The organism is Nocardioides soli (genome assembly GCF_014191495.1).
Classification (GTDB): domain Bacteria; phylum Actinomycetota; class Actinomycetes; order Propionibacteriales; family Nocardioidaceae; genus Nocardioides; species Nocardioides soli.
Genome location: NZ_JACHWR010000001.1, coordinates 1,834,726 through 1,860,630, shown reverse-complemented (window position 1 = coordinate 1,860,630; position 25,905 = coordinate 1,834,726). Strand labels below are relative to the sequence as shown.

Annotated in this window: 24 protein-coding genes; 12 read left to right on the top strand and 12 right to left on the bottom strand. The window is 71.5% G+C overall.

The genetic code is table 11. The features are described 5' to 3' along the window. Position 1: 1 nt before the first annotated feature. On the bottom strand, positions 2 to 1,363 hold the full coding sequence (locus FHU40_RS09245; protein WP_183591901.1) for an MFS transporter: 1,362 nt from the start codon (positions 1,361 to 1,363) through the stop codon (positions 2 to 4). 69 nt (positions 1,364 to 1,432) lie between these two features. On the opposite strand from FHU40_RS09245, the gene FHU40_RS09240 reads away from it, so the two are divergent. Then, positions 1,433 to 2,209, top strand: coding sequence for a DUF3027 domain-containing protein (locus FHU40_RS09240; RefSeq protein WP_252274752.1), 777 nt, complete (start codon positions 1,433 to 1,435; stop codon positions 2,207 to 2,209). 4 nt (positions 2,210 to 2,213) lie between these two features. On the opposite strand, the gene FHU40_RS09235 is transcribed toward FHU40_RS09240, so the two are convergent. After that, positions 2,214 to 2,483 carry a DUF2530 domain-containing protein gene (locus FHU40_RS09235; protein WP_252274749.1) on the bottom strand — a complete coding sequence of 90 codons (270 nt, stop codon included), beginning with the start codon at positions 2,481 to 2,483 and terminating at the stop codon, positions 2,214 to 2,216. A gap of 49 nt (positions 2,484 to 2,532) precedes the next feature. Here FHU40_RS09235 and FHU40_RS09230 point away from each other — a divergent pair, with 49 nt between their 5' ends. The 9 genes from FHU40_RS09230 (at position 2,533) to trmB (ending at position 12,884) form a co-directional block, all read left to right on the top strand. Further along, entirely contained in the window at positions 2,533 to 3,990 is a 1,458-nt protein-coding gene (locus FHU40_RS09230; protein ID WP_183591899.1) for a solute carrier family 23 protein, read from the top strand. Positions 3,991 to 4,258: 268 nt separating this feature from the next. Then, on the top strand, positions 4,259 to 4,708 hold the full coding sequence (locus FHU40_RS09225) for a MarR family winged helix-turn-helix transcriptional regulator (RefSeq protein ID WP_246389997.1): 450 nt from the start codon (positions 4,259 to 4,261) through the stop codon (positions 4,706 to 4,708). A 12-nt stretch (positions 4,709 to 4,720) separates the two neighbouring features. Continuing rightward, on the top strand, positions 4,721 to 6,043 hold the full coding sequence (locus tag FHU40_RS09220; protein ID WP_183591897.1) for an MFS transporter: 1,323 nt from the start codon (positions 4,721 to 4,723) through the stop codon (positions 6,041 to 6,043). 333 nt (positions 6,044 to 6,376) lie between these two features. Beyond that, entirely contained in the window at positions 6,377 to 6,751 is a 375-nt protein-coding gene (gene rpsL / locus FHU40_RS09215) for a 30S ribosomal protein S12 (protein WP_011757353.1), read from the top strand. Between the two features lies 1 nt (position 6,752). Continuing rightward, positions 6,753 to 7,223, top strand: a complete 471-nt coding sequence (rpsG, locus tag FHU40_RS09210) for a 30S ribosomal protein S7 (protein ID WP_183591896.1) — start codon at positions 6,753 to 6,755, stop codon at positions 7,221 to 7,223. An 84-nt stretch (positions 7,224 to 7,307) separates the two neighbouring features. Further along, a complete protein-coding gene (gene fusA, locus FHU40_RS09205) occupies positions 7,308 to 9,419 on the top strand; it encodes an elongation factor G (RefSeq protein WP_183591895.1) in 2,112 nt (703 codons plus the stop codon). Between the two features lie 72 nt (positions 9,420 to 9,491). Continuing rightward, positions 9,492 to 10,685, top strand: coding sequence for an elongation factor Tu (tuf, locus tag FHU40_RS09200; protein ID WP_183591894.1), 1,194 nt, complete (start codon positions 9,492 to 9,494; stop codon positions 10,683 to 10,685). Positions 10,686 to 10,876: 191 nt separating this feature from the next. Beyond that, positions 10,877 to 12,133, top strand: a complete 1,257-nt coding sequence (gene ilvA / locus FHU40_RS09195) for a threonine ammonia-lyase IlvA (RefSeq protein ID WP_183591893.1) — start codon at positions 10,877 to 10,879, stop codon at positions 12,131 to 12,133. Positions 12,134 to 12,149: 16 nt separating this feature from the next. After that, on the top strand, positions 12,150 to 12,884 hold the full coding sequence (gene trmB, locus FHU40_RS09190; protein WP_183591892.1) for a tRNA (guanosine(46)-N7)-methyltransferase TrmB: 735 nt from the start codon (positions 12,150 to 12,152) through the stop codon (positions 12,882 to 12,884). Here trmB and FHU40_RS09185 read toward each other — a convergent pair. Next, positions 12,869 to 13,885, bottom strand: a complete 1,017-nt coding sequence (locus FHU40_RS09185; RefSeq protein ID WP_183591891.1) for a LacI family DNA-binding transcriptional regulator — start codon at positions 13,883 to 13,885, stop codon at positions 12,869 to 12,871. The two genes, trmB and FHU40_RS09185, sit on opposite strands and share 16 nt — an antisense overlap. 47 nt (positions 13,886 to 13,932) lie before the next feature. On the opposite strand from FHU40_RS09185, the gene FHU40_RS09180 reads away from it, so the two are divergent. Further along, positions 13,933 to 15,336, top strand: a complete 1,404-nt coding sequence (locus FHU40_RS09180; protein WP_183591890.1) for a GH1 family beta-glucosidase — start codon at positions 13,933 to 13,935, stop codon at positions 15,334 to 15,336. Here the strand turns inward: FHU40_RS09180 and FHU40_RS09175 are convergent. From FHU40_RS09175 to FHU40_RS09160, 4 genes are all read right to left on the bottom strand, one after another. Further along, a complete protein-coding gene (locus FHU40_RS09175; protein ID WP_183591889.1) occupies positions 15,326 to 16,282 on the bottom strand; it encodes a carbohydrate ABC transporter permease in 957 nt (318 codons plus the stop codon). The genes FHU40_RS09180 and FHU40_RS09175 overlap by 11 nt on opposite strands. Continuing rightward, positions 16,279 to 17,247, bottom strand: coding sequence for a carbohydrate ABC transporter permease (locus FHU40_RS09170; protein ID WP_215525278.1), 969 nt, complete (start codon positions 17,245 to 17,247; stop codon positions 16,279 to 16,281). The genes FHU40_RS09175 and FHU40_RS09170 overlap by 4 nt, the downstream gene beginning before the upstream one ends. Positions 17,248 to 17,353: 106 nt before the next feature. Beyond that, a complete protein-coding gene (locus FHU40_RS09165; protein ID WP_183591888.1) occupies positions 17,354 to 18,742 on the bottom strand; it encodes an ABC transporter substrate-binding protein in 1,389 nt (462 codons plus the stop codon). A gap of 225 nt (positions 18,743 to 18,967) precedes the next feature. Beyond that, a complete protein-coding gene (locus tag FHU40_RS09160) occupies positions 18,968 to 19,777 on the bottom strand; it encodes an RDD family protein (protein ID WP_183591887.1) in 810 nt (269 codons plus the stop codon). A 24-nt stretch (positions 19,778 to 19,801) separates the two neighbouring features. Between FHU40_RS09160 and FHU40_RS09155 the strand changes: the two genes are divergently transcribed. Then, on the top strand, positions 19,802 to 20,797 hold the full coding sequence (locus tag FHU40_RS09155) for a stage II sporulation protein M (protein WP_183591886.1): 996 nt from the start codon (positions 19,802 to 19,804) through the stop codon (positions 20,795 to 20,797). Between the two features lie 9 nt (positions 20,798 to 20,806). Here FHU40_RS09155 and FHU40_RS09150 read toward each other — a convergent pair whose 3' ends face one another. The 5 genes from FHU40_RS09150 to FHU40_RS09130 are packed head-to-tail and all read right to left on the bottom strand — an operon-like array spanning position 20,807 to position 25,904. Then, positions 20,807 to 22,093, bottom strand: coding sequence for a DUF58 domain-containing protein (locus FHU40_RS09150; RefSeq protein ID WP_183591885.1), 1,287 nt, complete (start codon positions 22,091 to 22,093; stop codon positions 20,807 to 20,809). Positions 22,094 to 22,103: 10 nt separating this feature from the next. After that, on the bottom strand, positions 22,104 to 23,081 hold the full coding sequence (locus FHU40_RS09145) for an AAA family ATPase (protein ID WP_183591884.1): 978 nt from the start codon (positions 23,079 to 23,081) through the stop codon (positions 22,104 to 22,106). Further along, on the bottom strand, positions 23,078 to 24,175 hold the full coding sequence (locus FHU40_RS09140; RefSeq protein WP_183591883.1) for a DUF4350 domain-containing protein: 1,098 nt from the start codon (positions 24,173 to 24,175) through the stop codon (positions 23,078 to 23,080). Before FHU40_RS09140 ends, FHU40_RS09145 begins: the two co-directional genes overlap by 4 nt. Next, positions 24,172 to 24,795, bottom strand: coding sequence for a DUF4129 domain-containing protein (locus FHU40_RS29420; RefSeq protein ID WP_183591882.1), 624 nt, complete (start codon positions 24,793 to 24,795; stop codon positions 24,172 to 24,174). The genes FHU40_RS09140 and FHU40_RS29420 overlap by 4 nt, the downstream gene beginning before the upstream one ends. After that, the gene (locus FHU40_RS09130; RefSeq protein WP_183591881.1) at positions 24,792 to 25,904 is read right to left on the bottom strand and encodes a hypothetical protein; all 1,113 of its coding nucleotides are present in this window, start codon (positions 25,902 to 25,904) and stop codon (positions 24,792 to 24,794) included. Before FHU40_RS09130 ends, FHU40_RS29420 begins: the two co-directional genes overlap by 4 nt. Position 25,905: the final 1 nt, after the last annotated feature.

The window sequence follows — 25,905 nt, the reverse complement described above, 5'->3', positions numbered from 1 at the left end:
GTCAGTTCCCGGTGCGCACCACGCGCGACGACCGCTTCGGGTGTCGCGTGAACACGAAGACCCCCCACGCGGCGAGCACGGCGATCGCCACCCCCAGGCCCAGCCGGGGCGGGTCGATCGGCATCGCGATGCCGACGAAGCCCCCGATCACCCACGCCAGCTGCAGGGTGGTGTCGCTGCGCGCGAACGCGCTGGCCTGCACCCGGTGGGGCACGTCGCGCTGGATGGTCGCGTCGAGGGAGAACTTCGCCAGCGCCTGGCCGAGTCCGGCCACCAGGCCGAGCAGCGCCAGCGCGAGCACGCCGTAGAAGAGGAAGCCGAACACCACGACCGCGATGTCGGCGACCAGCACGGCCGAGACGGTGATCGCCGGGTTGATCTTCTTCAGCACGGACGCGGCGACGACGCCCAGGAAGTTGCCGGTCGCGGCGCCGCCGACGACGAGCGCGGTGAGGAGCTCGACGCTCCACCCGTCGATCGGGTTCTGCCGCAGCTGGAAGGCCATGAACATGATCAGGAAGCCCGACATCCACCGCGGCCCGCAGTTGGCGCGCAGCGCGTAGGCCACCGCCGGCGGGATCCGCACGCTGCCGGTGCGGGCCTTGTCCGCGTCGCCGCGCAGCAGCAGGTCGCCCTCACCCTCGCTGGAGTCGACCCGCTTCGGCAGCCGGATCGCGCCGATGGTGGCGGCCACGAAGAGCAGGAAGGCGTAGCGCAGCACCCACTCCGGGCCCGCGAGCGAGGCCAGGCCCGCGATCGGCGCCGAGACGGCCACGCCGACGATGCCGGACATCGACACGCGCCCGTTGGCCTTGACCAGCGTGAAGTCCTGCGGGAGCAGTCGAGGCACGGCGGCGGCCCGCGTCACGCCGTACGCCTTGGACGCGACCAGCACCCCGAGGGCGGCGGGGAACAGCCACGCCGACTCGGTCACGACCGCGCCCGCGAGCACCCAGCACAGGAACGCCCGGATCGCCATCGTCGCGCCGACCGCCCAGCGCCGGCCGTGGGCGAACCGGTCGAGGAACGGCCCGATCAGCGGCGCCACGATCGCGAACGGCAGCATCGTGAGCCCGAGGAAGAGCGCGACCTGCCCGCGCGCCTCGCCCGACGGCACGGTGAAGAACAGCGTGCCGGCCAGGGCGATCGCGACCGCCGCGTCGCCGGCGGTGTTGAAGAAGTGCATCTGGATGAGCCGGGACAGCCCCGACTCGCCCGCGCCCTGTGCGTCGGCCGCCCGCTTCGCCGTGCGCATCGTGGCGCGGCCGGCCCGGCCGGCGCCCCGTGCGGTGGCGCCGAGTCCACGAGCGACCCGGGAGCCGCGCTGCTCGTCGGTCGACGAGTCGGGGTGCGGGGCGTTCATGCCCCCATCCTGCCCGGTGCTACCAGCCCCGACCTGACATCGACATCGCCCATGGGCCATGATTTCGTTGTGATCACCGTCGCTCGCCCCAAGCCCGACTCCGCCACCGTGGCGGCCGTCGACGCGGCCAGGGCCGCCCTCGAGGCGGAGGTCGGCGCCGCCGACGTGGGCGCGCACCTCGGCCACGTGGTCGAGGGTGACCGCGTGGTCACCCACCTGTTCGCCTGCGAGCGGTCCGGGTACGTCGGCTGGCAGTGGTCGGTCACGCTCGTCCGGGCCAGCCGGCAGAAGGACGTCACGGTCGACGAGGTCGTCCTGGTGCCCGGCGAGGGCGCGATCGTCGCGCCGTCCTGGGTGCCCTACCGCGAGCGGATCAAGCCGGGCGACCTATCGCCCGGCGACCTGCTCCCGGTCGACGACGACGACCCGCGGCTGGTCCCGACGTACTCCTACGGCGACGACCCGCTCGACGCCGACGACAAGGCGCAGATCCGCCAGGTCGCCCAGGACCTCGGCCTCGGCCGGGTCCGCACGCTCTCCCCGGAGGGTCGCGAGCTGGCCGCGCAGCGGTGGTACGACGGCGACAGCGGCCCCGACGCGCCGCTGGCCCGGTCCGCCCCGGACCACTGCACGACGTGCGGGTTCCTGCTCCGCATCGCCGGGCCGCTGTCGGAGACCTTCGGCGTGTGCGCCAACGGCGACGCCAACGACGACGGCCGGATCGTCACCTTCGACCACGGCTGCGGCGCCCACTCCGAGGTGCGGCTCGCCAAGAAGCACGAGCCGAAGCCGCTGCCCGAGCCGGTGTTCGACACGCTGACCCCGACCGAGATCGAGAGCTTCTAGGCCACTAGTCCCGTCGCTTGCGCCGGCGGCGGCAGTACTCCAGCCCGATCAGGCCGAGGCCGAGACCGGCCATGCAGGTCCACAGCCACCACAGCCGGCCGGACTCCTCCAGCCGTCCGTAGAACGGCAGCAGGGCCACGAACGCGACCAGCCACAGCGCCGAGCCCACCTCGACCGTCCGCACCCCGTCGACGTCCATCGGCTCGACGTCGGCGATGAAGTAGGTGCGGTTGCCGATCTCGTGCTGCATCGGCTGGTCGTCCTGCGGCTCCACGGCGGACACGGTAGTCGACCGTCCGCAGGGTCTGCGATGCTTGCCCTCCGTGAGCAACCAGACCACGACTGCCTCGGGTGGCGTCGACCGCTTCTTCAAGATCTCCGAGCGTGGCTCGACCGTCGGCCGCGAGGTCCGCGGCGGCATCGTCACGTTCTTCACGATGGCCTACATCATCGTGCTCAACCCACTGATCCTCGGGTTCGCCCTGGACTCCGACGGTGAGGTGCTCGGCGGCGGGACCGTCCCCAACCTGGCGATGATCGCGGCCGGCACGTCGCTGGTCGCCGGGCTGATGACGATCCTGATGGGCGTCGTCGCCAACTATCCGATGGCGCTGGCCACCGGCCTCGGGCTGAACGCGTTCGTGGCGTTCTCCATCGCCAGCCAGATGACCTGGGCCGACGCGATGGGCCTGGTGGTGATCGAGGGCCTGGTGATCCTCGTGCTGGTGCTCACCGGCTTCCGGGAGGCGGTCTTCCACGCCGTACCGGCGCAGCTGAAGATCGCGATCTCGGTCGGCATCGGCCTCTTCATCGCGCTGATCGGCTTCGTCGACGCCGGCTTCGTGCACCGCATCCCCGACGCCGCCAACACGACCGTCCCGGTCCAGCTCGGTGCCACCGGGCAGCTCGCCGGCTGGCCGGTGCTGGTGTTCGCGATCGGCCTCGCCCTCGTCATCGTGCTGTGGGTGACCCGCGTCCGGGGCGCGATCCTGATCTCGATCGTGGCGACCACGATCCTCGCGATCGTGGTCGAGGCGATCGCCGACCTCGGCTCCTCGCAGGACAACCCGAAGGGCTGGAGCCTCAACGTGCCCGCGTGGCCCGACAAGGTCTTCGACACCCCCGACTTCGGCACGCTCGGCGAGTTCAGCCTGCTCGGCTCGTTCGAGAGCGTCGGCGTCGTGACCGCGCTGCTGCTGGTCTTCACGCTGCTGCTCGCCGACTTCTTCGACACCATGGGCACGATGACCGCGATCGGCGCCGAGGGCGGCCTCCTCCAGGAGGACGGCACCCCGCCGAACACCCGCCGGATCCTCGTGGTCGACTCGATCGCCGCGGCCGCCGGTGGTGCCGCGGGCGTCTCGTCGAACACGTCGTACATCGAGTCGGCCTCAGGCGTCGGCGAAGGTGCTCGGACCGGCCTGGCGTCGGTGGTGACCGGCGTGCTGTTCCTGATCTCGATCTTCGCCGCGCCGCTGGTGAACATCATCCCGTCCGAGGCGGCCGTCCCGGCCCTGGTCCTGGTCGGCTTCCTGATGATGCAGCAGGTCAAGGGCATCGACTGGGACGACCTCGAGATCGCGATCCCGGCCTTCCTCACGATCGTGCTGATGCCGTTCACGTACTCCATCACCGTCGGCATCGGCGCCGGCTTCCTCGCCTACGTGCTGATCAAGATCGCCCGCGGCAAGGTGTCCGGGATCCACCCGCTCCTGTGGGTGATCTCCGCCCTCTTCCTCGTCTACTTCTGCATCGACCCGATCACCAACTGGCTCAGCTAGTGGTCGAGGAGCCTCGAAACCCGGTGAGCTCGGAGTGGTCGGTAACCACTGACGGTCCGGGGAGGCAGGGGCGGACGCGGTGGTGGTTTCGAGGCTCAGGCGCTAGCGCGCCTTCGCGCCTCAACCACCGGGCTGGCTGGCGCTAGCGCGCCTTCGCGCCTCAACCACCGGGCTGGCTGGCACCACCCCGCCTTCGCACCTCAACCACCGTGATCGGGCCACCACACGGCCGGAATAGTTAGCAAGGGTAATGAGTTACGCTAACGATATGCCTACCGTGGAGAAGGTCGCGCGCAGCGACGCCGGGCTCGCAGCAGAGCTCCGGCTGTCGGTGATGCGGCTGCGTCGCCGGCTCGCCGGCGAGCGACACCCCGACAACGAGCTGAGCATCAACCAGATGGGGGTGCTCGGCGTGCTCGCCCGCCGGGGCGCGCTGACCGTCGGCGAGCTCGCCGTCGCGGAGCGGGTGCAGCCGCCGTCGATGACCCGCACCGTCAACTGTCTCGAGGAGAGCGGGGACGTCGTCAAGCGGCCCCACGAGACCGACCGCCGCCAGATCGTGGTCGAGCTCTCCGAGCAGGGCCGCGGCCGGGTCCTCGCCGACCGTGACCGCCGTGACGCCTGGCTCGCCCAGCGTCTCCGGGAGCTCAGCCCCGACGAGAGAGCCGTGCTCCGCCAGGCCGCCCCGATCCTCGACAAGCTCGCCCTGAAGGACTGACACCGACACCGAATGAGCCCCACCTTCCGCGCCCTCCGCATCCCGAACTACCGGCTGTACTTCGCCGGCAGCGTCGTCTCGAACGTCGGCACCTGGATGCAGCGAGTGGCCCAGGACTGGCTGGTGCTCCACCTCCCCGGCAACAGCGGTACCGAGCTCGGCATCACCACCGGGCTCCAGTTCCTCCCGGTGCTGCTGCTGAGCCCGTACGCCGGGGTCGTCGCCGACCGGGTCCCGAAGCGCCGGCTGCTCCAGGTGACCCAGGCGACGATGGCCCTCGCCTCCCTGCTGCTCGGCCTGGTCGCCGTCCTCGGGGTGGCGCAGACCTGGATGGTCTACGTCATCGCGTTCGTCTTCGGCATCGGCGCGGCCTTCGACGCGCCCGCCCGCCAGTCCTTCGTCTCCGAGATGGTCGGGCCCGACGACCTCACCAACGCGGTCGGCCTGAACTCGGCCGCCTTCAACGCCGCCCGGGTGCTCGGCCCGGCGCTGGCCGGCCTGATGATCGGCGCGCTCGGTGGCGGTGCGGAGGCCACCGGCTGGGTCATCCTCGTCAACGCGGTGTCCTACCTGGCGGTGATCGGCCAGCTCCAGCGGATGAACACCGCACGGCTGACCTCGCCCGAGCTGCGGGGGCGCTCGCCCGGCATGCTGATCGAGGGCGTGCGCTACGTCCGCAGCCAGCCGAAAATGGTGATGATCCTGATCATCGTGTTCTTCGCGGGCACCTTCGGCATGAACTTCCAGATCACCTCGGCGCTGATGGCCACCGACGTGTTCGACAAGGGTGCGGGGGAGTACGGCATCCTCGGCTCGGCCCTCGCGGTCGGCTCGCTGACCGGCGCACTGATGGCCGCGCGCCGGGTGCGGATCCCGCTGCGGCTGCTGGTCGGTGCGGCGCTCGCCTTCGGCGTGGCCGAGATCGTCGCCGGGCTGCTGCCGACGTACCTCGCGTTCGCGCTCTTCTGCCCCCTGATCGGGTTCTTCACCCTGACCATGCTCAACTCCGCGAACGCGACCATGCAGCTGGAGTCGCCGCCGGAGATCCGGGGCCGGGTGATGGCCTTCTACTTCACGATCGTGATGGGCGGTACGCCGATCGGCGCGCCGATCATCGGCTGGATCGGCCAGCACCTCGGCGCCCGCTGGACCTTCATCCTCGGCGGCGTGCTCACCATGGCCGGCGTGCTCCTGGCCGTGGCGGTCTACGCCCGCATGTCGGGTGGCCTGCGTGGTTTCGTGACGGCTCGCGCCGTCCCACGCTGGCGCGCGGCCCGGAGCCGAGCCTCCTCAACCCCCTCGGCTGACGCTCACCCCTCGCTGCGCTCGGGCTGAACTGCCTCGGGCATTTTGACCGGGGTTGGGCACCCGAGTAACCTTTTTCCTCGTGTCTGGGACAACCAGGCCGTTGCGCGTGCCCGGAATCAGCGCGAGCTGACCCAGTCCGGGGGACAGGCCCCCGACGCGGGTACGGAAAGCCCCCTCGGCGAGACCCTCTCCAGGTCCCGCTGAGGAGCGGGGAAGGGCGACACGCCCGACCTCGGGGGTGAGTGCGGCGGGTTGAGCTTGCACCATCCCAGGTCACGGGCGGGTCGTGAGACCGGCCGAGAACGATCCGCGTGGGCAAGGCGCCCGCGTGTGGGAGCGAACAAGAAGGGGAACCACCCGGTGCCCACCATTCAGCAGCTGGTCCGCAAGGGCCGCCAGGACAAGGTGTCGAAGAACAAGACGCCTGCCCTGAAGGGGTCTCCGCAGCGCCGTGGCGTCTGCACCCGTGTCTACACCACCACCCCGAAGAAGCCGAACTCCGCCCTCCGCAAGGTCGCCCGTGTGCGCCTGTCGAGCGGCGTCGAGGTCACGGCGTACATCCCGGGCGTGGGCCACAACCTCCAGGAGCACTCGATCGTGCTCGTCCGCGGCGGCCGGGTGAAGGACCTTCCCGGTGTCCGCTACAAGATCATCCGCGGCACGCTGGACACCCAGGGCGTGAAGAACCGCAAGCAGGCTCGCAGCCGCTACGGCGCCAAGAAGGAGAAGAGCTGACATGCCGCGCAAGGGTCCCGCACCGAAGCGGCCGATCGACGTCGACCCGGTCTACGGGTCGCAGCTGGTCACCCAGCTCGTCTCCAAGGTGCTGCAGGACGGCAAGAAGCAGGTCGCGCAGCGCATCGTCTACACCGCCCTCGAGGGCTGCCGCGAGAAGACCGGCACCGACCCGGTCGTCACGCTCAAGCGTGCGCTCGACAACGTGAAGCCGACCATCGAGGTCAAGTCCCGCCGTGTCGGTGGTGCGACCTACCAGGTCCCGATCGAGGTCAAGGGCACGCGCGGCACCACGCTCGCGCTGCGCTGGCTCGTCGGCTACGCCGCCGACCGTCGTGAGAAGACGATGCACGAGCGCCTCATGAACGAGATCCTCGACGCCTCCAACGGCCTCGGTGCCGCGGTGAAGAAGCGCGAGGACACCCACAAGATGGCCGAGTCCAACAAGGCCTTCGCTCACTACCGCTGGTGACCACGGGCGCGGGCCGGCTCCGCTCCGAGCAGGGCCGCCCGCGCTCCACACCGCTATTCCTACTCTCTAAGGAACGCTGACACAGTGGCTGTCGACATCACCACGGACCTCACCAAGGTCCGCAACATCGGCATCATGGCGCACATCGATGCCGGTAAGACCACCACCACCGAGCGCATCCTGTTCTACACCGGTATCAACTACAAGATCGGCGACACCCACGAGGGTTCGGCGACCATGGACTGGATGGAGCAGGAGCAGGAGCGTGGCATCACGATCACCTCCGCTGCCACCACCTGCTGGTGGAAGGACCACCAGATCAACATCATCGACACCCCGGGTCACGTGGACTTCACCGCCGAGGTCGAGCGCTCGCTGCGCGTCCTCGACGGTGCGGTCGCGGTGTTCGACGGGGTCGCCGGTGTCGAGCCGCAGACCATGACCGTCTGGCGTCAGGCGAACAAGTACGCCGTGCCGCGGATGTGCTTCGTCAACAAGCTCGACCGCACCGGCGCGGACTTCCTGCGCTGCGTCGACATGATGGTCGAGCGCCTGAACTCCACCCCGCTGGTCCTCCAGCTCCCGATCGGCGCGGAGGCCGACTTCCTCGGCGTCGTCGACCTGGTCGGCATGCGCGCGCTGACCTGGCGCGGCGAGACCAAGATGGGCGAGGACTACGAGGTCGAGGAGATCCCGGCCGAGCTGGCCGAGCAGGCCGCGGAGTACCGCGAGAAGCTGCTCGAGACCCTCGCCGAGGCCGACGACGCCGTCATGGAGAAGTACCTCGAGGGCGAGGAGCTCTCGGTCGAGGAGCTCGAGGCGGCGATCCGTCGCGCCACGCTGGCCGACAAGCTGAACCCGGTCCTGTGCGGCACGGCGTTCAAGAACAAGGGCGTGCAGCCGCTGCTCGACGCGGTCGTCAAGTTCCTGCCGTCGCCGCTGGACATCGACGCGATCATCGGCCACAAGGTGGGTGACGAGGAGACGGAGATCTCCCGCAAGCCTGCCGACGACGAGCCGTTCTCGGGTCTGGCCTACAAGATCGCCTCCGACCCGCACCTCGGCAAGCTGATCTACGTCCGCGTCTACTCCGGCAAACTCGAGGCCGGCGCGACCGTGCTGAACTCGGTCAGCGGCAAGAAGGAGCGGATCGGCAAGGTCTACCAGATGCACGCCAACAAGCGTGAGGAGATCGCGTCGGTCGGCGCCGGCCAGATCGTCGCGGTCATGGGTCTGAAGGACACCAAGACCGGTCACACGCTCTGCGACCAGCAGAACCCCGTCGTGCTGGAGTCGATGACCTTCCCGGCACCGGTGATCGAGGTCGCGATCGAGCCCAAGACCAAGAGCGACCAGGAGAAGCTGGGCACCGCGATCCAGCGTCTCTCCGACGAGGACCCGACCTTCACGGTCAAGACCGACGAGGAGACCGGCCAGACCATCATCGCCGGCATGGGCGAGCTCCACCTGGAGATCCTGGTCGACCGGATGAAGCGCGAGTTCCGGGTCGAGGCCACCGTCGGCAAGCCGCAGGTCGCCTACCGCGAGACCATCCGCCGCAAGGTGGAGAACCACACCTACACGCACAAGAAGCAGACCGGTGGTTCGGGTCAGTTCGCGAAGGTCGTCATCTCGATCGAGCCCAGCATCGACCCCGAGACCGGGACCGGCGCGGGCTACGAGTTCGTGAACAACGTGACGGGTGGCCGCGTGCCGCGCGAGTACATCCCGTCGGTCGACCAGGGTGGCCAGGACGCCATGGAGTTCGGCGTGCTCGCCGGCTACCCGATGGTGGACGTGAAGTTCAGCCTCGAGGACGGCGCCTACCACGACGTCGACTCGTCCGAGCTGGCCTTCAAGATCGCCGGCAACCAGGCCTTCAAGGAGGCCGCGCGTCAGGCGAAGCCCGTGCTGCTCGAGCCGATGTTCGCCGTCGAGGTGACCACGCCGGAGACCTTCCTCGGCACCGTCATCGGCGACATCAACAGCCGCCGCGGGCAGATCCAATCGCAGGAGGAGCGGCACGGTGACATGGTCATCAACGCCCTCGTGCCGCTGTCCGAGATGTTCGGGTACGTTGGCGACCTGAGGTCCAAGACCTCCGGCCAGGCTTCGTACTCGATGGAGTTCGACTCGTACGCCGAGGTTCCCACGAACATCGCCGACGAGATCATCAAGAAGGTTCGCGGCGAGTAATCGCGTCGGACCCTCGGCAGTAACACCCAGCAAGTACGAGTCAAGTAACACACCAACCAGGAGGAGCCCACAGTGGCTAAGGCGAAGTTCGAGCGGACCAAGCCGCACGTCAACATCGGCACCATTGGTCACATCGACCACGGCAAGACGACGCTCACGGCGGCGATCACCAAGGTGCTGCACGACAAGTACCCGGACCTCAACGAGGCCTCGGCCTTCGAGGACGTCGACAAGGCTCCCGAGGAGCGCCAGCGCGGTATCACGATCTCGATCTCGCACGTCGAGTACCAGACCGAGGCGCGCCACTACGCGCACGTCGACTGCCCGGGTCACGCCGACTACATCAAGAACATGATCACCGGCGCCGCTCAGATGGACGGCGCGATCCTCGTGGTCGCGGCGACCGACGGCCCGATGCCGCAGACCCGTGAGCACGTGCTGCTCGCCCGCCAGGTCGGCGTGCCCGCCCTGGTCGTCGCGCTCAACAAGTGCGACATGGTCGACGACGAGGAGCTCATCGAGCTCGTCGAGATGGAGGTGCGCGAGCTCCTCTCCGAGTACGAGTTCCCGGGCGACGACATCCCGGTCGTGCGCGTGGCGGCCTTCCCGGCCCTCAACGGCGACGCCAAGTGGGGCGAGTCGATCCTCGAGCTCATGAACGCGGTCGACGAGTACATCCCGACCCCGGAGCGCGAGACCGACAAGCCGTTCCTGATGCCCGTCGAGGACGTCTTCACGATCACCGGTCGTGGCACCGTCATCACCGGCCGGATCGAGCGCGGCATCGTCAAGGTCGGCGAGGAGGTCGAGATCGTCGGCATCCGTCCCGACGCGCAGAAGACCACCGTCACCGGTGTCGAGATGTTCCGCAAGCTGCTCGACGAGGGCCAGGCGGGCGAGAACGTCGGCCTGCTCCTCCGTGGCACCAAGCGCGAGGACGTCGAGCGCGGCATGGTCGTGATCAAGCCGGGCACGACCACCCCGCACACCAACTTCGAGGCCTCGGTCTACATCCTCTCGAAGGAGGAGGGCGGCCGCCACACGCCGTTCTTCAACAACTACCGTCCGCAGTTCTACTTCCGGACCACGGACGTGACGGGCGTCGTGACGCTGCCCGAGGGCACCGAGATGGTCATGCCGGGTGACAACACCGAGATGTCGGTCGAGCTCATCCAGCCCATCGCGATGGACGAGGGTCTGCGCTTCGCGATCCGCGAGGGTGGCCGCACCGTCGGCGCCGGCCGGGTCACCAAGATCACCCAGTGATCCAGCACTGACACGAAGGGCCCCGACAGCCGCCAGGCTGTCGGGGCCCTTCTGTCTGTGCCGGAGAGGAGCCGAGGCGGCGCCAGTTTGCCCCCGCGCGAAGCGCCCGCAGCGGAAAGTAGCGCCGACTCGGCGACCCCACAGCGGACCGCGAGTCGACGTGCCGGCCCTACCCCCTAGGGTCGTGTCCCGTGAGCAACGAGCGACTTGACGCCGCCGCGGTCGAGGCCGCGGCCGAGGTGCTGCGGTCCGTCGTACGCCGCACCGAGCTCGAGCACAGCGACCGGCTGAGCGAGGAGGTCGGCGCGACCGTGCTGCTCAAGCGCGAGAACCGCCAGCTCACCCGGTCCTACAAGGTGCGCGGCGCCTACCACCTGATCAGCGGGCTGACCGGCGCCGAGCGCGCCCGCGGGGTCGTCTGCGCGAGCGCGGGCAACCACGGCCAGGGGCTGGCGTGGAGCTGCGCCCGGCTCGGCGTGCAGGGGCGGGTCTATGTGCCGGGCAACACGCCCCGACAGAAGCGGCAGCGCATCCTCGCGCTCGGCCAGGGGCGGGTCGAGCTGGTCGTGGAGGGCAGCACGTACGACGCGGCCGGCGCGGCCGCCCACGCCGACTCCGAGCGCACGGGCGCGGTCTACGTGCCGCCGTTCGACGACCCGCGCACGATCGCCGGCCAGGGCACGATCGCGCCGGAGCTGGTCGAGCAGGCACCGCGGCCCCTGCACACCGTCGTGGTCCCGGTCGGTGGCGGCGGGCTGATCGCCGGACTGGCCGTGTGGCTGCGCGAGCGGTGCCCGGAGGTCCGCATCGTCGGCGTCGAGCCGCAGGGCGCGGCGAGCATGACCGCGGCGCTCGCGGCCGGCGGTCCGGTGGCGCTGGAGCAGGTCGACACCTTCGTCGACGGCGCGGCCGTCGGCCGGGTCGGTGACCTGACGTACCCGCTGGTGCGCGACCTCGTCGACGAGGTGATCACGGTCGACGCCGGCGCGGTCTGCACCGAGATGCTCGACCTCTACCAGGTCGAGGGCATCATCGCCGAGCCCGCGGGGGCGCTGGCCAGCACCGCCGCCCGCGAGCTGGCGGGCTCGTTCCCGGCGGACGCCGTGGTCGCCTGCATCGTCTCCGGCGGCAACAACGACGTCAGCCGCTACGGCGAGATCCTGGAGCGGTCGCTGCTGCACCAGGGACTGCGCCACTACTTCCTGGTGTCGTTCCCGCAGGAGCCGGGTGCGCTGCGGCACTTCCTCGACGACGTACTCGGCGAGAGCGAGGACATCGTGGTCTTCGACTACGTGAAGAAGAACAACCGCGAGACCGGCCCGGCGCTGGTCGGCATCGAGCTCGAGGCCGCCGCCGGGCTGGCCGGGCTGCTGGACCGGATGGCGGCCAGCCCGCTGACCATCGAGCGGGTGCCGCCCGGCTCGCCGCTGTTCACGTTCCTGATGTGAGGGCCGCGACCGAGAGATGAGCCAGACGCCTGACGACGGAGTGCGGCCGGCGCGCCCGCACCACAAGCTGACCGAGGACGGCCGGCGGCTGCGCGAGGTGCTGACCTACGCGCGCCGCGGCAGCCGTTTCACCCCCCGCCAGGCGCAGGCCTGGGAGGCGTACGCCGACCGGTGGTGGGTGCCCGACGAGGCGGTCGACGCGCCCGGCTTCTCGCTCGCGGGCCTCTTCGGACGGCGCGCGCCGCTGATCGTCGAGATCGGCTCCGGCATCGGGGAGTCCACGGTCGAGCTCGCGCGGACCCGCCCGGACCACGACGTCGTCGCGTTCGAGGTGTGGCTCCCCGGCGTCGCCGACACCCTCGGGCGGATCGGCGAGGCCGGGCTCACCAACGTGCGCCTGCTCAGCGTCGACGCCGTGTGGTCGATGGAGCACCTGGTCGCGCGGGACAGCCTCGCCGGGCTGTGGGTCTTCTTCCCGGACCCCTGGCACAAGACGCGGCACCACAAGCGCAGGCTGGTCACCCCGACCTTCGGTCGGCTCGCCGCGAGCCGGCTCGGGTCGGGCGCCGAGTGGCGGCTGGCCACCGACTGGGCCGACTACGCCGAGCAGATGGTCGAGGTGCTCGACGCCGAGCCGCTGCTGCGCGGCGGCGTCGTCGAGCGGTGGGCCGAGCGGCCGGTCACGAAGTTCGAGCGCAAGGGGCTCGCCGCCGGCCGCGCGATCACGGATCTGCGCTACGTGCGGGTCTGACCGGGCCGCGACGTCGTACGACGCACGACGAGCTCGGTCGGGAGGATCACCTGCTCCGGCGTCCAGTCGTCGTCGGTCAGCGCCGCGAGCACCTGGGTCGCCGCCACCCGGCCCTGCTCGTGGACGGGCTGGGCGACCGTGGTGAGGTCGAAGTACCTGGCCATCTCGTGGTCGTCGACCCCGACGACCGAGACGTCCTCGGGGACCCGCAGCCCGAGCTCGCGGGCGGCCCGGAGCGCGCCGATCGCCATCTCGTCGGAGGCCGCGAAGATCGCGGTCGGCCGGTCCGGCCGGGCGAGCAGCCGCAGGGCGGCCGCCTGGCCGCCGGCCGCGGTGAACTCGCCGTCCTCCTCGAGTCCGGGCGGCTGCTCGAGCCCCGCGCGATCGAGGGTGCGGCGGTAGCCGGCGAGCCGGGCCGAGGGCGCGGTGAAGTCGAGGACGCCCGAGGTGGCGCCGCCGATGTAGGCGATCCGCTCGTGGCCGAGGTCGACCAGGTGCCGGGTCGCCGTCGTGGCGGCCTCCTCGTCGTCGATGCGCACGGTCGCCCAGCCGGGGAGGTCGGCCCCGACGATCGTCACCGGCCGGCCGAGCCGGCTGAGCCGGTCGCGCTCGCCGGGGCTCGGCTTGAGGCTGAGCACCAGTACCGCGTCGACCCGCTTCATCAGCAGGCTGGTCTCGAACACCCGGTGCCGGGCGGAGGGGTCGCCGGCGAGGTTGTAGAGGAGCAGGTCGTAGCCGCGCTCGCGCAGCACCTCCTCGGCGCCCTGGACCACGGCGGCGAAGAACCACTGGGTGACCCGGGGCACGATGACGGCGACCGTGCGGGTCTGGCCGCTGGCCAGTCCGGCGGCGCTGGGGGAGGGCACGTAGCCCAGCCGCTGCGCCGACTCCAGCACCCGGCCGCGGGTCGTCTCGGACACGCCCCGCAGCCCGCGCAACGCGCGCGAGACGGTCGCCGTGGACATCTCCACGTCGCGCGCCACGTCCCGGATGCCGGTCATTGTGGGAACGCTCCCACTTTCCCGATCCAGGCACTACCGTGGGGCCCATGACCCAGCACCTGCCCGCCGGGCCGACCCTGGCCTTCGGCGCCGCGACCGCGGCGTACCAGATCGAGGGCGCCGCGCGCGAGGACGGCCGCGGCACCTCGATCTGGGACACCTTCGCGGCCCGTCCGGGCGCGATCCGCGACGGGCGGGACGGCTCGGTGGCCTGTGACTCCTACCATCGCTTCGAGGAGGACCTCGACCTGGTCGCGGGCCTCGGCGCGGGCTGGTACCGCTTCTCGGTGGCCTGGCCCCGCATCGTGCCGGCGGGCACCGGGGCCGTCGAGCCGCGCGGGCTCGACTACTACGACCGGCTCGTCGACGCCGCGCTGGCCCGGGGCGTCCGGCCGACCGCCACGCTCTACCACTGGGACCTGCCGCAGCCTCTCGAGGACCGCGGCGGCTGGCTCGAGCGGAGCACGGCCGAGGCGTTCGCCGACTACGCGATGGTCGTGCACGACCGGCTCGGCGACCGGGTGCGGGTCTGGGCGACCCACAACGAGCCGTGGTGCGCGGCCTACCTCGGCTACGCCGCCGGCATCCACGCGCCCGGCCGCCGGGAGGGCGGCGCCGGCCACCGGGCGGCCCACCACCTCAACCTCGGCCACGGCCTGGCCGCGGCCCGCCTGCACGACGCGGGTGTGACCGACCTCGGCATCGTGCACAACCTGGCGCCGTTCTGGCCCGAGTCGCCCGCGGCCGCGGGTGCCGCCGACGAGCTCGACGCCGTTCGCAACCGGATCTGGACCGGGCCGCTCGCCGAGGGCGCGTACGACGAGGGGCTGCTCCGGGTCGCGCCCGAGCTCGCCGACCCGGCGCTGGTCCGCGACGGCGACCTCGCGCTGGTGCGCGGCTCCGCCGACTGGATCGGCGTCAACTACTACACGCCGTTCCGGCCGGCGCTCGCCGACCCGGGCCTCGACGTACACCCCGAGATCGAGGCCTACCCCGGGGTCACGCCGGTCTCGTTCGTGGTGCGCGAGCCCCGCACCGACATCGGGTGGGAGGTCGATGCGGCGGGGCTCGAGGCGGTCCTCGTGCAGACCCACGAGCGCACCGGACTGCCGATCGTCGTGACCGAGAACGGCGCTGCCTGTGCCGACGACGCGGTGGTGGCCGGCCCGGACGGCCGGCCGATGGTCGACGACGGTGATCGCATCGACTACCTGCGCGAGCATCTCGCCGCCACCGAGGCGGCGCGCGGGGCCGGGGCCGACGTGCGCGGCTACTTCGTGTGGACACTGCTCGACAACTTCGAGTGGGCAGAGGGCTACACGAAGACCTTCGGCATCGTGCACCTCGCCCCCTCCACCCTGACCAGGACGCCCAAGGCGTCCTACCACTGGCTCGCCGAGCACATCGCTTCCGCTCCGTCCGAGACCGGCCGCCGACCCGTCAGCCCTTGACGCTCCCGGCAAGCAGGCCACGCACGAAGTATCGCTGGAGGGTCAGGAACACGACGAGGGGGATGGCCAGGGAGATGAAGGCGCCGGACGCCAGCAGCTGCCAGTCCTGCCCCTTCTCGCCGACCAGGCTGACCAGCTGCACCGTGAGCGGAGTGACCTCCGGCGAACTGAACACCAGCGCGACCAGCAGGTCGTTCCAGACCCACAGGAACTGGAAGATCGCGAAGGCCGCGATCGCGGGCATCATCAGCGGGAGCATGATGCGGCTGAAGATCTGCACGTGGGCGGCCCCGTCGACGCGCGCGGACTCGATGAGCTCCCCGGGGATCTGGCGCATGAAGTTGTGCAACAGGTAGATCGCCAGCGGCAGCGCGAAGATCGTGTGGGAGAGCCACAGCTCGTACAGCCCACCGGCCGGTGCGTCCCGGCCGGCCAGCGGCATCAGGTTGAACGGCGGGTCGACGTAGAGGCTGAGCAGCGGCACGAGGGTGACCTGGATCGGCACGATCTGCAGCGCGAAGATCGCCACGAAGAGCACGTCACGGCCGCGGAAGTCCATCCACGCGAACGCGTACGCCGCGAGGGTGGCGAGGCTGATCGGGATCAGCACCGCCGGGATCGTGATCACGATGGAGTTGATCAGGTTCGTGCTCAGGCCCTCGCCGCTGGCCCCGCCGTTGAGGGCGTCGCTGTAGTTCTTCAGCGTGAACGCCGGGTCGGTGAAGATGTTCCACCAGCCGTTGGACTTGACGTCCTCCTCGGGGCGGAACGACGAGACCAGCAGGCCGAAGGTCGGCACGGTCCACAGGACCGCGATGACCAGGGCGATCACGGACGCGAGCCGCCCGGACAGACCCTCCTTGGCGGCCGCGGCGGCGGAGCGCGGCCGGCCGCCCGGGCTGCCGGTGGCCTGGGGTGCGATCGTGTCGAGCTCGGTCGCGGTCATCGTGCCTCCAGCTTCCGCATCTGTCGGATGTTGTAGATGACGACCGGGATCACCAGGGCGAAGATGACCACCGCGATCGCGGTGGCGATCCCCTGGTTCCCTGCGATGAAGTTCTGGCGGTAGAACTCGTAGGCCAGCACGCTGGTGTTGAAGTTGCCCCCGGTCGCGGTCTGCACGATGTCGAAGACCTTGAGCGTCGCGATGGTGATCGTGGTCAGGACGACGATGAGTGAGGGCCGGATGCTCGGCACCGTGATGAAGCGGAACATCTTCCAGCCGCCGACGCCGTCGAGCCGGGCGGCCTCGACGATGTCGTCGGGGATCGCCTTGATCGAGGCCGACAGGATCGTCATCGCGAAGCCCGCCTGGATCCAGATCAGGATCACGATGAGGAAGAAGGTGTTCCAGGGGTCGTTGAGCAGGAAGTTGTACGGGTCGACGTGCAGCCAGACGAGGATCTGGTTCAGCAGCCCGATCTGGTCCGCCTCGCCGGAGCGGTAGGCGTAGACGAACTTCCAGATGATCGAGGCGGCGACCATGGAGATCGCGATCGGCAGGAACATCAGGGCCTTGGCGATCCGCTCGAACCGGATCCGGTCGACCAGCACCGCGTAGACCAGGCCGATCCCGGTGGAGACGATCGGGGTCAGGATCACCCACAGCAGCGTGTTCCGCAGCACCGTCAGCTGCTGCTTGTCGGTGAAGAGCTTCTTGTAGTTGTCGAGGCCGACCCAGGGCGGATCGAAGCTGGAGGCGCCGTGCAGGGACTGCCAGACGGTCACGATCGCCGGGTAGAGCAGCCCGATGCAGATCAGCAGCACCGAGGGGCCGAGGAAGGCGGCCGTCTGGACGCGCTCACCCGCCCGCGACCGCAGCCGCTGGGTGAGCAGCAGGATCGCGCCGATCACCACGTAGAAGATGGCGACGGCGATCACCATCTGGACGAACTTGTCGGACGTGCTCACCCTGCCTCCTGTCTCTGCGGCTGTCTCTGCGGCTGTCTCTGCGGCCGTCTCGTGCGACGAAGCGCTGGGACGAGCGAGCCCGCCCGTCCCAGCGCCGCGTGGTCGATCAGGAGCTCGGCCAGGAGTTCTCGATGTTGGTGAGGGCGTCCTTCGTGCTCTCACCGGTGACCCAGGCGGTCATCTCCTTCCAGAAGGAGCCGGCGCCGACGGCGCTGGGCATCTGGTCGGATCCGTCGAAGCGGAAGGTCGCGTCGGGGTCCTGGAAGATCTCCGCGGAGAGCTTGTCGATCGGGCTGCTCAGGTTGGCCTCGTCCAGACCCGTGTTGGCGCTGACCCAGCCGCCACCCGGCGTGCTCTTGGCCTTCTCGTTGGCCCACACGTCGGTCGACAGGTAGGTCTGGAACGCCGCGACCTCGGGCCGGTCGTCGAACGCGGCGACGAACTCGCCCGCGCCGAGCACCGGCTTGCCGAAGTCCTCGTTGGTCACCGGGAGGTAGAAGGCGAACACGTCGCCGTCCTCGGTCACCTTGGTGCCCTCGGGCCACTGGGCGGCGTAGAAGCTCGCCATCCGGTGCAGGGCGCACTGGTCCTTGAGGATCGGCTGGCCGGCGTCCTGGAACGCCGTCGTCGCGATCGAGTCCACGTCGCCGAAGCCGCCGTTGACATACTTGGGGTCCTTGAGAATGGCGCCGACCTTGTCGAGCGCCTCGGCCACGGCGTCGTCGTTGAACGCGATGTCGTGGTTGACCCACTGGTCGTAGACGTCGGGTCCGGCGTCGCGCAGGAGCACGTCCTCGAGCCAGTCGGTGGCCGGCCAGCCGGTGGCGTCGCCGGACTCGATGCCGGCGCACCAGGGCTTGATGCCGGTCGCGGCGATGTCACCGGTCAGCGACATCAGGTCGTCCCAGGTCTCCGGGACCTCCCAGCCGTTCTTCTGGAACATCGAGGGGGAGTACCACACGAAGGACTTCACGCTGGCGCCCAGCGGAGCGGCGTAGAAGGTGTCGTCGACGGTGCCGTAGCCCTTCCAGTCCTCGCCGAAGAACTCGTCGACGTTGTCGGCGACCTGCGACGGGGCCTCGACGACCTGACCCGAGTCGACCACGGTCTTGAGCAGGCCGGGCTGGGGGATGTAGGCGATGTCGGGGGCGTTGTTGGCCTTCACCCGGACGACGAGCTGGGTCTCGAACTGGTCGGAGCCTTCGTACTTGACCGAGGCGCCGGTGCAGGTCGTGAACAGCTTGTAGGAGTTCTCCTGGGCCTCCTGCTCGGGCGGGAGGATCGAGGTGTAGACCGAGACCGACTTGCCGCTCAGGTCGCCGAAGTCGGCGAGCTGCTCGAGTCCCGAGCACTCGGACTTGCCGTCACCCGGCCAGGTGCCGCTGGCTTCACTGCTGCCGCCGTCGTCGTCACTCGCGCAGCTCGCGAGGACGAGTCCCGCACTCGCCAGGGCGGCGGCAGCTGCCAGGCCACGGCGCATGTTGCGTGATCGCATTCGTGCATTCCTCTCTGGATTGTCAGCAGGTCCGTCCAGGTCCGCGCGCCTTGTAACCCGCTCCGTGGGCAACGATGCAAACGTTTACGCGCGTGCCCCGTCAAGGGACCCCGGTCACGATTCTGTAACGCAGGTCACATTTCAATGGGAACGCTCCCACTGCCGGATGATAGCCCCACCGCCGGTGTTCGTGCCGGACGATCTCCACCTCGTACTGACCCCGGGTCAGCCGCGGGCGGCCAACCGGCGTCGCAGCTCGGCCTCACGGGCCAGCCGCCGGGTGTCGCGCTCGCGCCGCGCGGCGACCACCGCCGCGAGGTAGGCCTCGGGCGGGGTCCCGGGCGGCGGGGGCGGCGAGACGTGCCGGCTGACGGCGGAGGCGAGCCGTTCGCCGAGGGCGGCGCGCGAGCGCGGGTCGATCTCCTGGGAGCGGCCGAGGTACTGCCGCACCGCGATCGCGAGCCCGGTCGGCAGCGCGGCCATGTCGGCCTGTGCCGCCCACGCCGCGAGCGGGGGCGGCATCGGTACCGGCTGGGGGAGGGTGAGGCGGATCCGGTCGCGGACGACGTACGTCCCGGCGGCGTAGTCGCCCAGGCGCTTGCCGCGCGGGCTGAGCAGGGCGCAGAAGAAGGCGGGGCTGCCGAAGAAGAGGTAGATCTCGACCACGCCGACCAGCGCGCGCACGAACGCGTGGTGGAAGGAGATGGGTCCCGCGTCGTCGCGCACCGCGCGCAGCCCCATCGCGAGCTTGCCCAGGGACCTGCCCCGGGTCAGCGTCTCGATCGTGGTCGGGAAGACGATCCAGGCCACGATGATCGACGCGAGCATCGCCACCTGTGCCAGTGCCTCGTCGGCGCGCAGCGCCGCGATCGCCAGGCCGAGCACCAGCGCCACCAACAGCACCGAGGCGGCCACGACGTCGATGAGCCCCGAGACGATCCGGGCGCCGATGCTCGCCGGAGGCAGGTCGAGCGCGACCGCCTCGCCGGTGACGAGGTCGTCGGTCGTGAGCGTCGCGAACTCGGGGGCGGCCATCGCCGGTGAGTCTAGGCTCCGGGCATGGACCTCGACGCGTACGTCGCGGCGCACCTCGCCGAGTGGCGTCGGCTGGAGGAGCTCACCCGGCGGCGCCGGCTGTCGGGTCCCGAGGCCGACGAGCTGGTCGAGCGCTACCAGCAGGTGGCCACCCATCTCTCGGTGGTGCGCACCTCCGCGCCGGACGCGACGCTGATCGCCTACCTATCCTCGCTGCTGTCGCGGGCGCGCAACCGGGCGGCCGGCACCCGCACCGGCACCTGGGCCGGGGTCCGGCGGTTCTTCGTCGGCCGCTTCCCCGGCGCGCTCTACCGGCTGCGCTGGTGGTGGCTCGGCACGCTCGCGGCCAACGTCGTGGTCACCGGCGTGATGATCCTCTGGCTGCTCGGGCACCCCGACGTCGAGCAGAGCCTGCTCTCGCCCGAGGACGTCGAGCAGCTGGTCAGCCACGACTTCGAGGACTACTACAGCGAGTACGCCGCGAGTCACTTCGCCGCGCAGGTCTGGGTCAACAACGCGTGGGTCTCGGCGCTCTGCATCGCGCTCGGCGTACTCGGGCTGCCGGTGGTCTGGCTGCTCTTCCAGAACATCGCCAACCTGGCGATCATCGGCTCGATCATGATCCGCCACGACCACGCCGGGCACTTCTGGGGACTGATCCTTCCGCACGGCCTGCTGGAGCTCACCGCCGTCTTCGTGGCCGGCGGCATGGGCCTGAAGCTGTTCTGGTCGTGGGTGGAGCCGGGTGAGCTCACCCGCACGCAGTCGCTGGCCCGCGAGGGCCGCACCGCCGGCACCGTCGCCCTCGGCCTGGTCGCGGTGCTCCTGGTCAGCGGGGTCATCGAGGCCTTCGTGACCCCGTCCGGACTGCCCACCTGGGCCCGGGTCGGCATCGGGATCCTGGCCGAGGCGGTCTTCTTCGCCTACGTCTTCGTGCTCGGTCGACAGGCCACCTGGCGCGGTGAGACCGGAGACCTCGACGCCGTACTGCTCGAGGACCGGGTCGCCACCCAGGCCTGACTCAACCGTTCAGAGGAGGCCGCGCGCCTTGAGCGACAGGTAGTGGTCGGCGAGCACGGGCGGTAGGTCGTCGGCGTCGAGGACGTCGACGCCGAGGGCACGGAGGAGGCCGGCGGTGTGCCGGCGGCGGCCGATGGCCCGCTCGGCGGCCGCGGCGTCGTAGACCTCGTCGAGGCCGGCGCGGTCCGCCGCGAGGCGCTCGAGCTCGGGGTCGCGCACCGACGCGAGCACCACCCGGTGGTGGCGGGTCAGGGTGGGCAGCACGGGCAGCAGGCCTTCCTCGACGGCCGCCGGCTCGAGGGGCGTGAGCAGCACCAGCAGTGCCCGCTGCCGGCCGAGGCCGGTCACGGCGCCGGCCAGGGCGTCCCAGTCGGCCTCGGCGATCACCGGCTCGACGTCGGCCATCGCCTCCTGGAGCCGCGCGGCGATGTCGCGCGCCCCGGCGAAGCGGAGCCGGCTGCGCACCCGCCGGTCGCCGGCCACGACGTCGACCCGGTCGCCGGCGCGCGAGGCGAGCGACGCCAGCAGCAGCGCGGCGTCCATCGCGGAGTCGAGCCGGGGTACGTCGCCGATCCGGCCGGCCGACGTACGCGAGGTGTCGAGCACCAGTACGACGCGGCGGTCGCGCTCGGGCTGCCAGGTCCGCACCACCACGTTGCGGCTGCGGGCGCTGGCCCGCCAGTCGATGGCACGGACGTCGTCGCCGCGCACGTACTCCCGCAGCGAGTCGAACTCCGTGCCCTGGCCGCGCACCCGCACCGCGGCCCGGCCGTCGAGATCGCGCAGCCGGGCCAGCCGGCTCGGCAGGTGCTTGCGCGACTCGAAGGGCGGCAGGGCCCGCACCGTGCCGTCGAGCGGCCGGGTGGCCTGCCGCGACGCGAGGCCGAGCGGACCCTGGAGCCGGACGGTGACACCGAGCGCGCGCAGGTCGCCCCGGCGGCGGGGCAGCAGCGGCGTCGGCAGCGGCACCCGGTCGCCGGGGCCGAGCGCGATGCGGTGCCGGTTGGCGCGCGCGCCGGCGGTCGGCTGCCAGGAGTCGCGGACGACGCCGCGCAGCCGGCGACGCGAGTCGTTGGTGGCGACCAGCACGCTGGTGGCCGGGTCGCCGAGCCGCACCGAGCCGACCGGCCGGCGCTCCAGCGACAGCGACGACGGGGCGGGTGCGAGCAGCACGTCGAGCCCCACCAGCAGGCCGACGGCGAGCGTCCACAGCCAGGTGGTGCTGGTCTCCGGTCGCAGCAGCACCGCCACCACCCCCAGCAGGAGCAGCAGCGGGACGCGTCCGGAGATCGCCATGGCTCGGGTCCTACCGCGGCACCGGGACGGAGGCGAGCGCCGACGCGAGCACCTGGGCGACCTGGACACCCTCGAGCTCGGCCTCGGGACGCAGCCCGAGCCGGTGCACGAGCGTGGCGTGGGCGAGCGCTTTCACGTCGTCCGGGGTCACGAAGTCGCGTCCGGTCAGCCAGGCCCACGCGCGCGCCGACCGCAGCAGCGCGGTCGCGCCGCGGGGGCTGACGCCCAGGCTGAGCGACGGCGACTCGCGGGTCGCCCGGGCGATGTCGACGATGTAGCCGGCCACGTCGGGGCTGACCTGCACCCGGTCGACCGCGGCCCGGCCGGCCGTGATGTCGGCGGCGTCCGCCACCGGCCGTACGCCGGCGCCGGCCACGTCGCGCGGGTCGAAGCCGTTCGCGTGCCGGCGCAGGATCTCCAGCTCGGCGGCCCGGTCGGGCACCGGCAGCACCACCTTGAGCAGGAACCGGTCGAGCTGGGCCTCGGGCAGCGGGTAGGTCCCTTCGTACTCGACCGGGTTCTGGGTCGCCGCGACCAGGAAGGGCCGCGGCAGCGGCCGCGAGACGCCGTCGACGGACACCTGGCCCTCCTCCATCGCCTCGAGGAGCGCGGACTGGGTCTTCGGCGGGGTCCGGTTGATCTCGTCGGCGAGCAGCAGGTTGGTGAAGATCGGCCCCTCGCGGAAGGACAGCTCACCCTGCCGACTGTCGATGACCATCGACCCGGTGATGTCGCCGGGCATCAGGTCGGGGGTGAACTGCACCCGCCGGGTGTCGACGGACAGGGCACCGGCCAGGGTGCGCACCAGCAGCGTCTTCGCGACCCCGGGCACTCCCTCCATCAGCACGTGACCGCCGCAGAGCAGCGCGACCAGCAGGCCCGAGACGGCGGCGTCCTGGCCGACGACGGCCTTGGCGACCTCGGTGCGGACGGCGGCCAGCCGATCGCGCGCCTCGGCACCGCTCGCGGGGGTGGGGGACTCGCTCATGGGCGGCGTACCTCTCTGTCGAGCTCGGCCAGCCGGTCGGCCAGCGTGATCAGGTCGTGGTCGGTGGCGGGTGGCGGGGCGTGCGGTCCGAGGAGGGCGTCGATCTCCGCCTGGGGGCGGCCGGTGTGCCGCGCGAGGTCGCGCACGAGCGCGACCGGATCGGGCCCCGAGCCGAGGCGCAGCCGCTCGGCGGTGCGCACCCGGGCCGCGGCCCGCAGCACCTCGGCGGCGTGCGCCCGGTCGCCGGCCCTGCGGTAGAGCCGGCCCCGGCTGCGGGTGGTCTCGATCGCCTTGACCGTCACCGGCAGCGGCTCGACCGCGAGCGGGCCGAGCCGGCGCGACCGCCACAGCAGCAGGGCGAGGGTCGCGACGGCGACCAGCAGCAGCCCCGGGCGCAGCCAGTCGGGCAGCAGCGACGAGAGGCTGACGCCGTCGCCGGCGCGGAGGTCCTCGAGCGAGGGCACGTACCAGACCAGCCGGTCCGACCCGCCGAGCAGCCGCAGGGCGAGGGCGGCGTTGTCGGCGCGCAGCACCTGGTCGTTGCTCAGCGCGTGGCCCGCACCGAGCAGCACCAGGCCCGGCCGCGGCTCCGCCAGCAGCGCGGCGCCGTCGCCGGTCGGGAAGCAGCCCGGGCCGGGGTAGGCGAGCGCCAGGTCGACGGCGACGGCGAGGTCGGCGTACGCCGGGTCGGCGCAGTCGGCAACGATCGCGCGGTCGGGCGCGATCCGGGTCGGCGCCGGCACACCGAGCACGTCGGCCAGGCCGGGCTCGGCCTCGACGAGCACCACGCGGGCCCCGCCCGCGTGGTCGAGCAGCCGTTCGGCGGTGCTCGTCCCGAGTCGGTCGGTCGAGGTGACGACGACGGTGGTGTCCGGCCCGGTCTCGGTGCGCTCCAGGTGGTCCGCGTCGCGGGCGACGGTGACGTCGACCCCCTGATCCTCGAGCACCCGCGCCAGCGCGCGCCCGCCGGCGGGGTCGGGGTTGTCCGGGTCGAGGAAGCCGGACCGGTGTCCGCCGCCTCCGATCAGCAGCACGACCACGACGGCGGCGACCAGTCCGACGCCGATCGCGAGTGTCGCCCGGTGCCTGCTCATCGGCGTACCCCCGAGAGGGCGTCGTCGAGCGCGAGCACCTCGACGGCCTGCTCCGGGGTGGCGGGACGCCCGCCGTAGAGCACGGCGTCGAACCGGGTCGCGCTGCCCTCGACCCGGGCGCCCAGGTCGGGGTACGCCGCGGCGAGGGCCACCGCCACCTCGTGCGCGGTCGCCCCGGGCCGGTCGTCGAGCCGGCCGCGCTCGACCTGTCGCACGGTCAGCGCGCGGAAGCCGTCGACCAGCGCGTCGGCCGGGCGCCCCGCGGCGAGCGCGTGCTGGGCCGCGGCGCGCAGTTGGGCGGCCGTGAGCGTCCGGTCCGCGACGACGGGGCCCGGCCCGATCGCCGCCCGCGGTGCCCGACGGGCACGCGAGACCAGCCAGGCGAGCGCGAGGCCGAGCGCCAGGAACGCCGCGATCGCCAGGAACGTCGACAGCGGCGGCGCGTCGGCCGCGGCGTCGATCGTGCCGCCGAGCAGCCGGTCGAGCCAGTCCAGGAGCCGCTCGAGCACGTTGCGCTCGTGGTACTCCGGATGCAGCAGCTCGCGTCCGAGCAGCGACCGCGCCTCGTCCCCGGACGGGTCGAGCGGCGGCTCCGCGAGCAGGGCCAGCGCGCGGCTCACGGTGCGGTGATCCCCGCCTGCGTCATCAGCTCGATGTCGTAGGCCTCCTTGCGGATCCGCTGGTCGAGGTACTGCAGCGAGGCCACCGCGGCCGTTAACGGTGCGACGAAGGCGGTCGAGACGACCGTGCCGAGTGCGTTGACCACCACCATGAGCAGGAGGGCGACCTCGGGATCGCTGATCGCGACGCTGAGCACCGAGCCGACGATCGCGAACGGCACGGTCAGGATCTGTGCGGCGACCGAGGTGACCACCAGCGTCAGCAGGCCGATGCCGAACGTGCGCCAGAACTGGCGCCGGGTCAGCGCGTAGGCGCGGCCGAGGCCGGCGAACACGCCGGTCCGCTCGACCATCAGCGCCGGTACGGCGAGGTAGGTGAGCCGGATCCACAGCCAGCAGCCGAGCGCGACCACCGCCGGCCCGGTCACGACGAACCAGGCGAGCGGGAGCTCCCAGGACGACGTGGCCACCAGGACGACGACCGACATCAGGACGTACCCGAGCAGGAGGACCAGCCAGAGCAGCCCGATCAGCACGGTGATCCCGACCAGCCGCCAGCGGCTGCCCCGGGTGGCCGCCCAGGCCTCGCCGAGCGTGAGCCGCCGGCCGATCGCCGCGGCCGCGGTGACGTGGGCGATCATCCCGGTCACGAAGATCAGCCCGACGTACTGGAGCGCCGATCCGAGCCCGAGCGCCCCGAGCGCGGTCAGGCTGCCGAGCTCGTCGGCGGTGTCGCCGCCCGACGACTCGGCGGACAGGCCGACGGCCAGCGTGACCACGGCGGTGACCAGCACCGGCAGCGCCATCGCGACCGCGGCGACCAGCACCGAGGAGCCGACGGTCGCCCGCGGGTTGAAGCGGATGATCCGGAACGCCGCGTCGTACAGGTCACCGAGTCCGAGCGGTCGCAGCGGCATCGCGCCGGGCTTGTGCGCGGCACCGAGCATCCCCGGCGCCCAGCCGGGGGAGCCACCGGGCGGCCCGGCCGGCGGGGGACCGCCGGGAGCGGGGCCCCAGAGCGGCGGAGGGGACTCCGATGGCGGCTGCCACCCCGGCGGGGGTGGGTCGCCGGGGCCGCCCGGCGACGGGTACCACGGGCTGCCCGACATG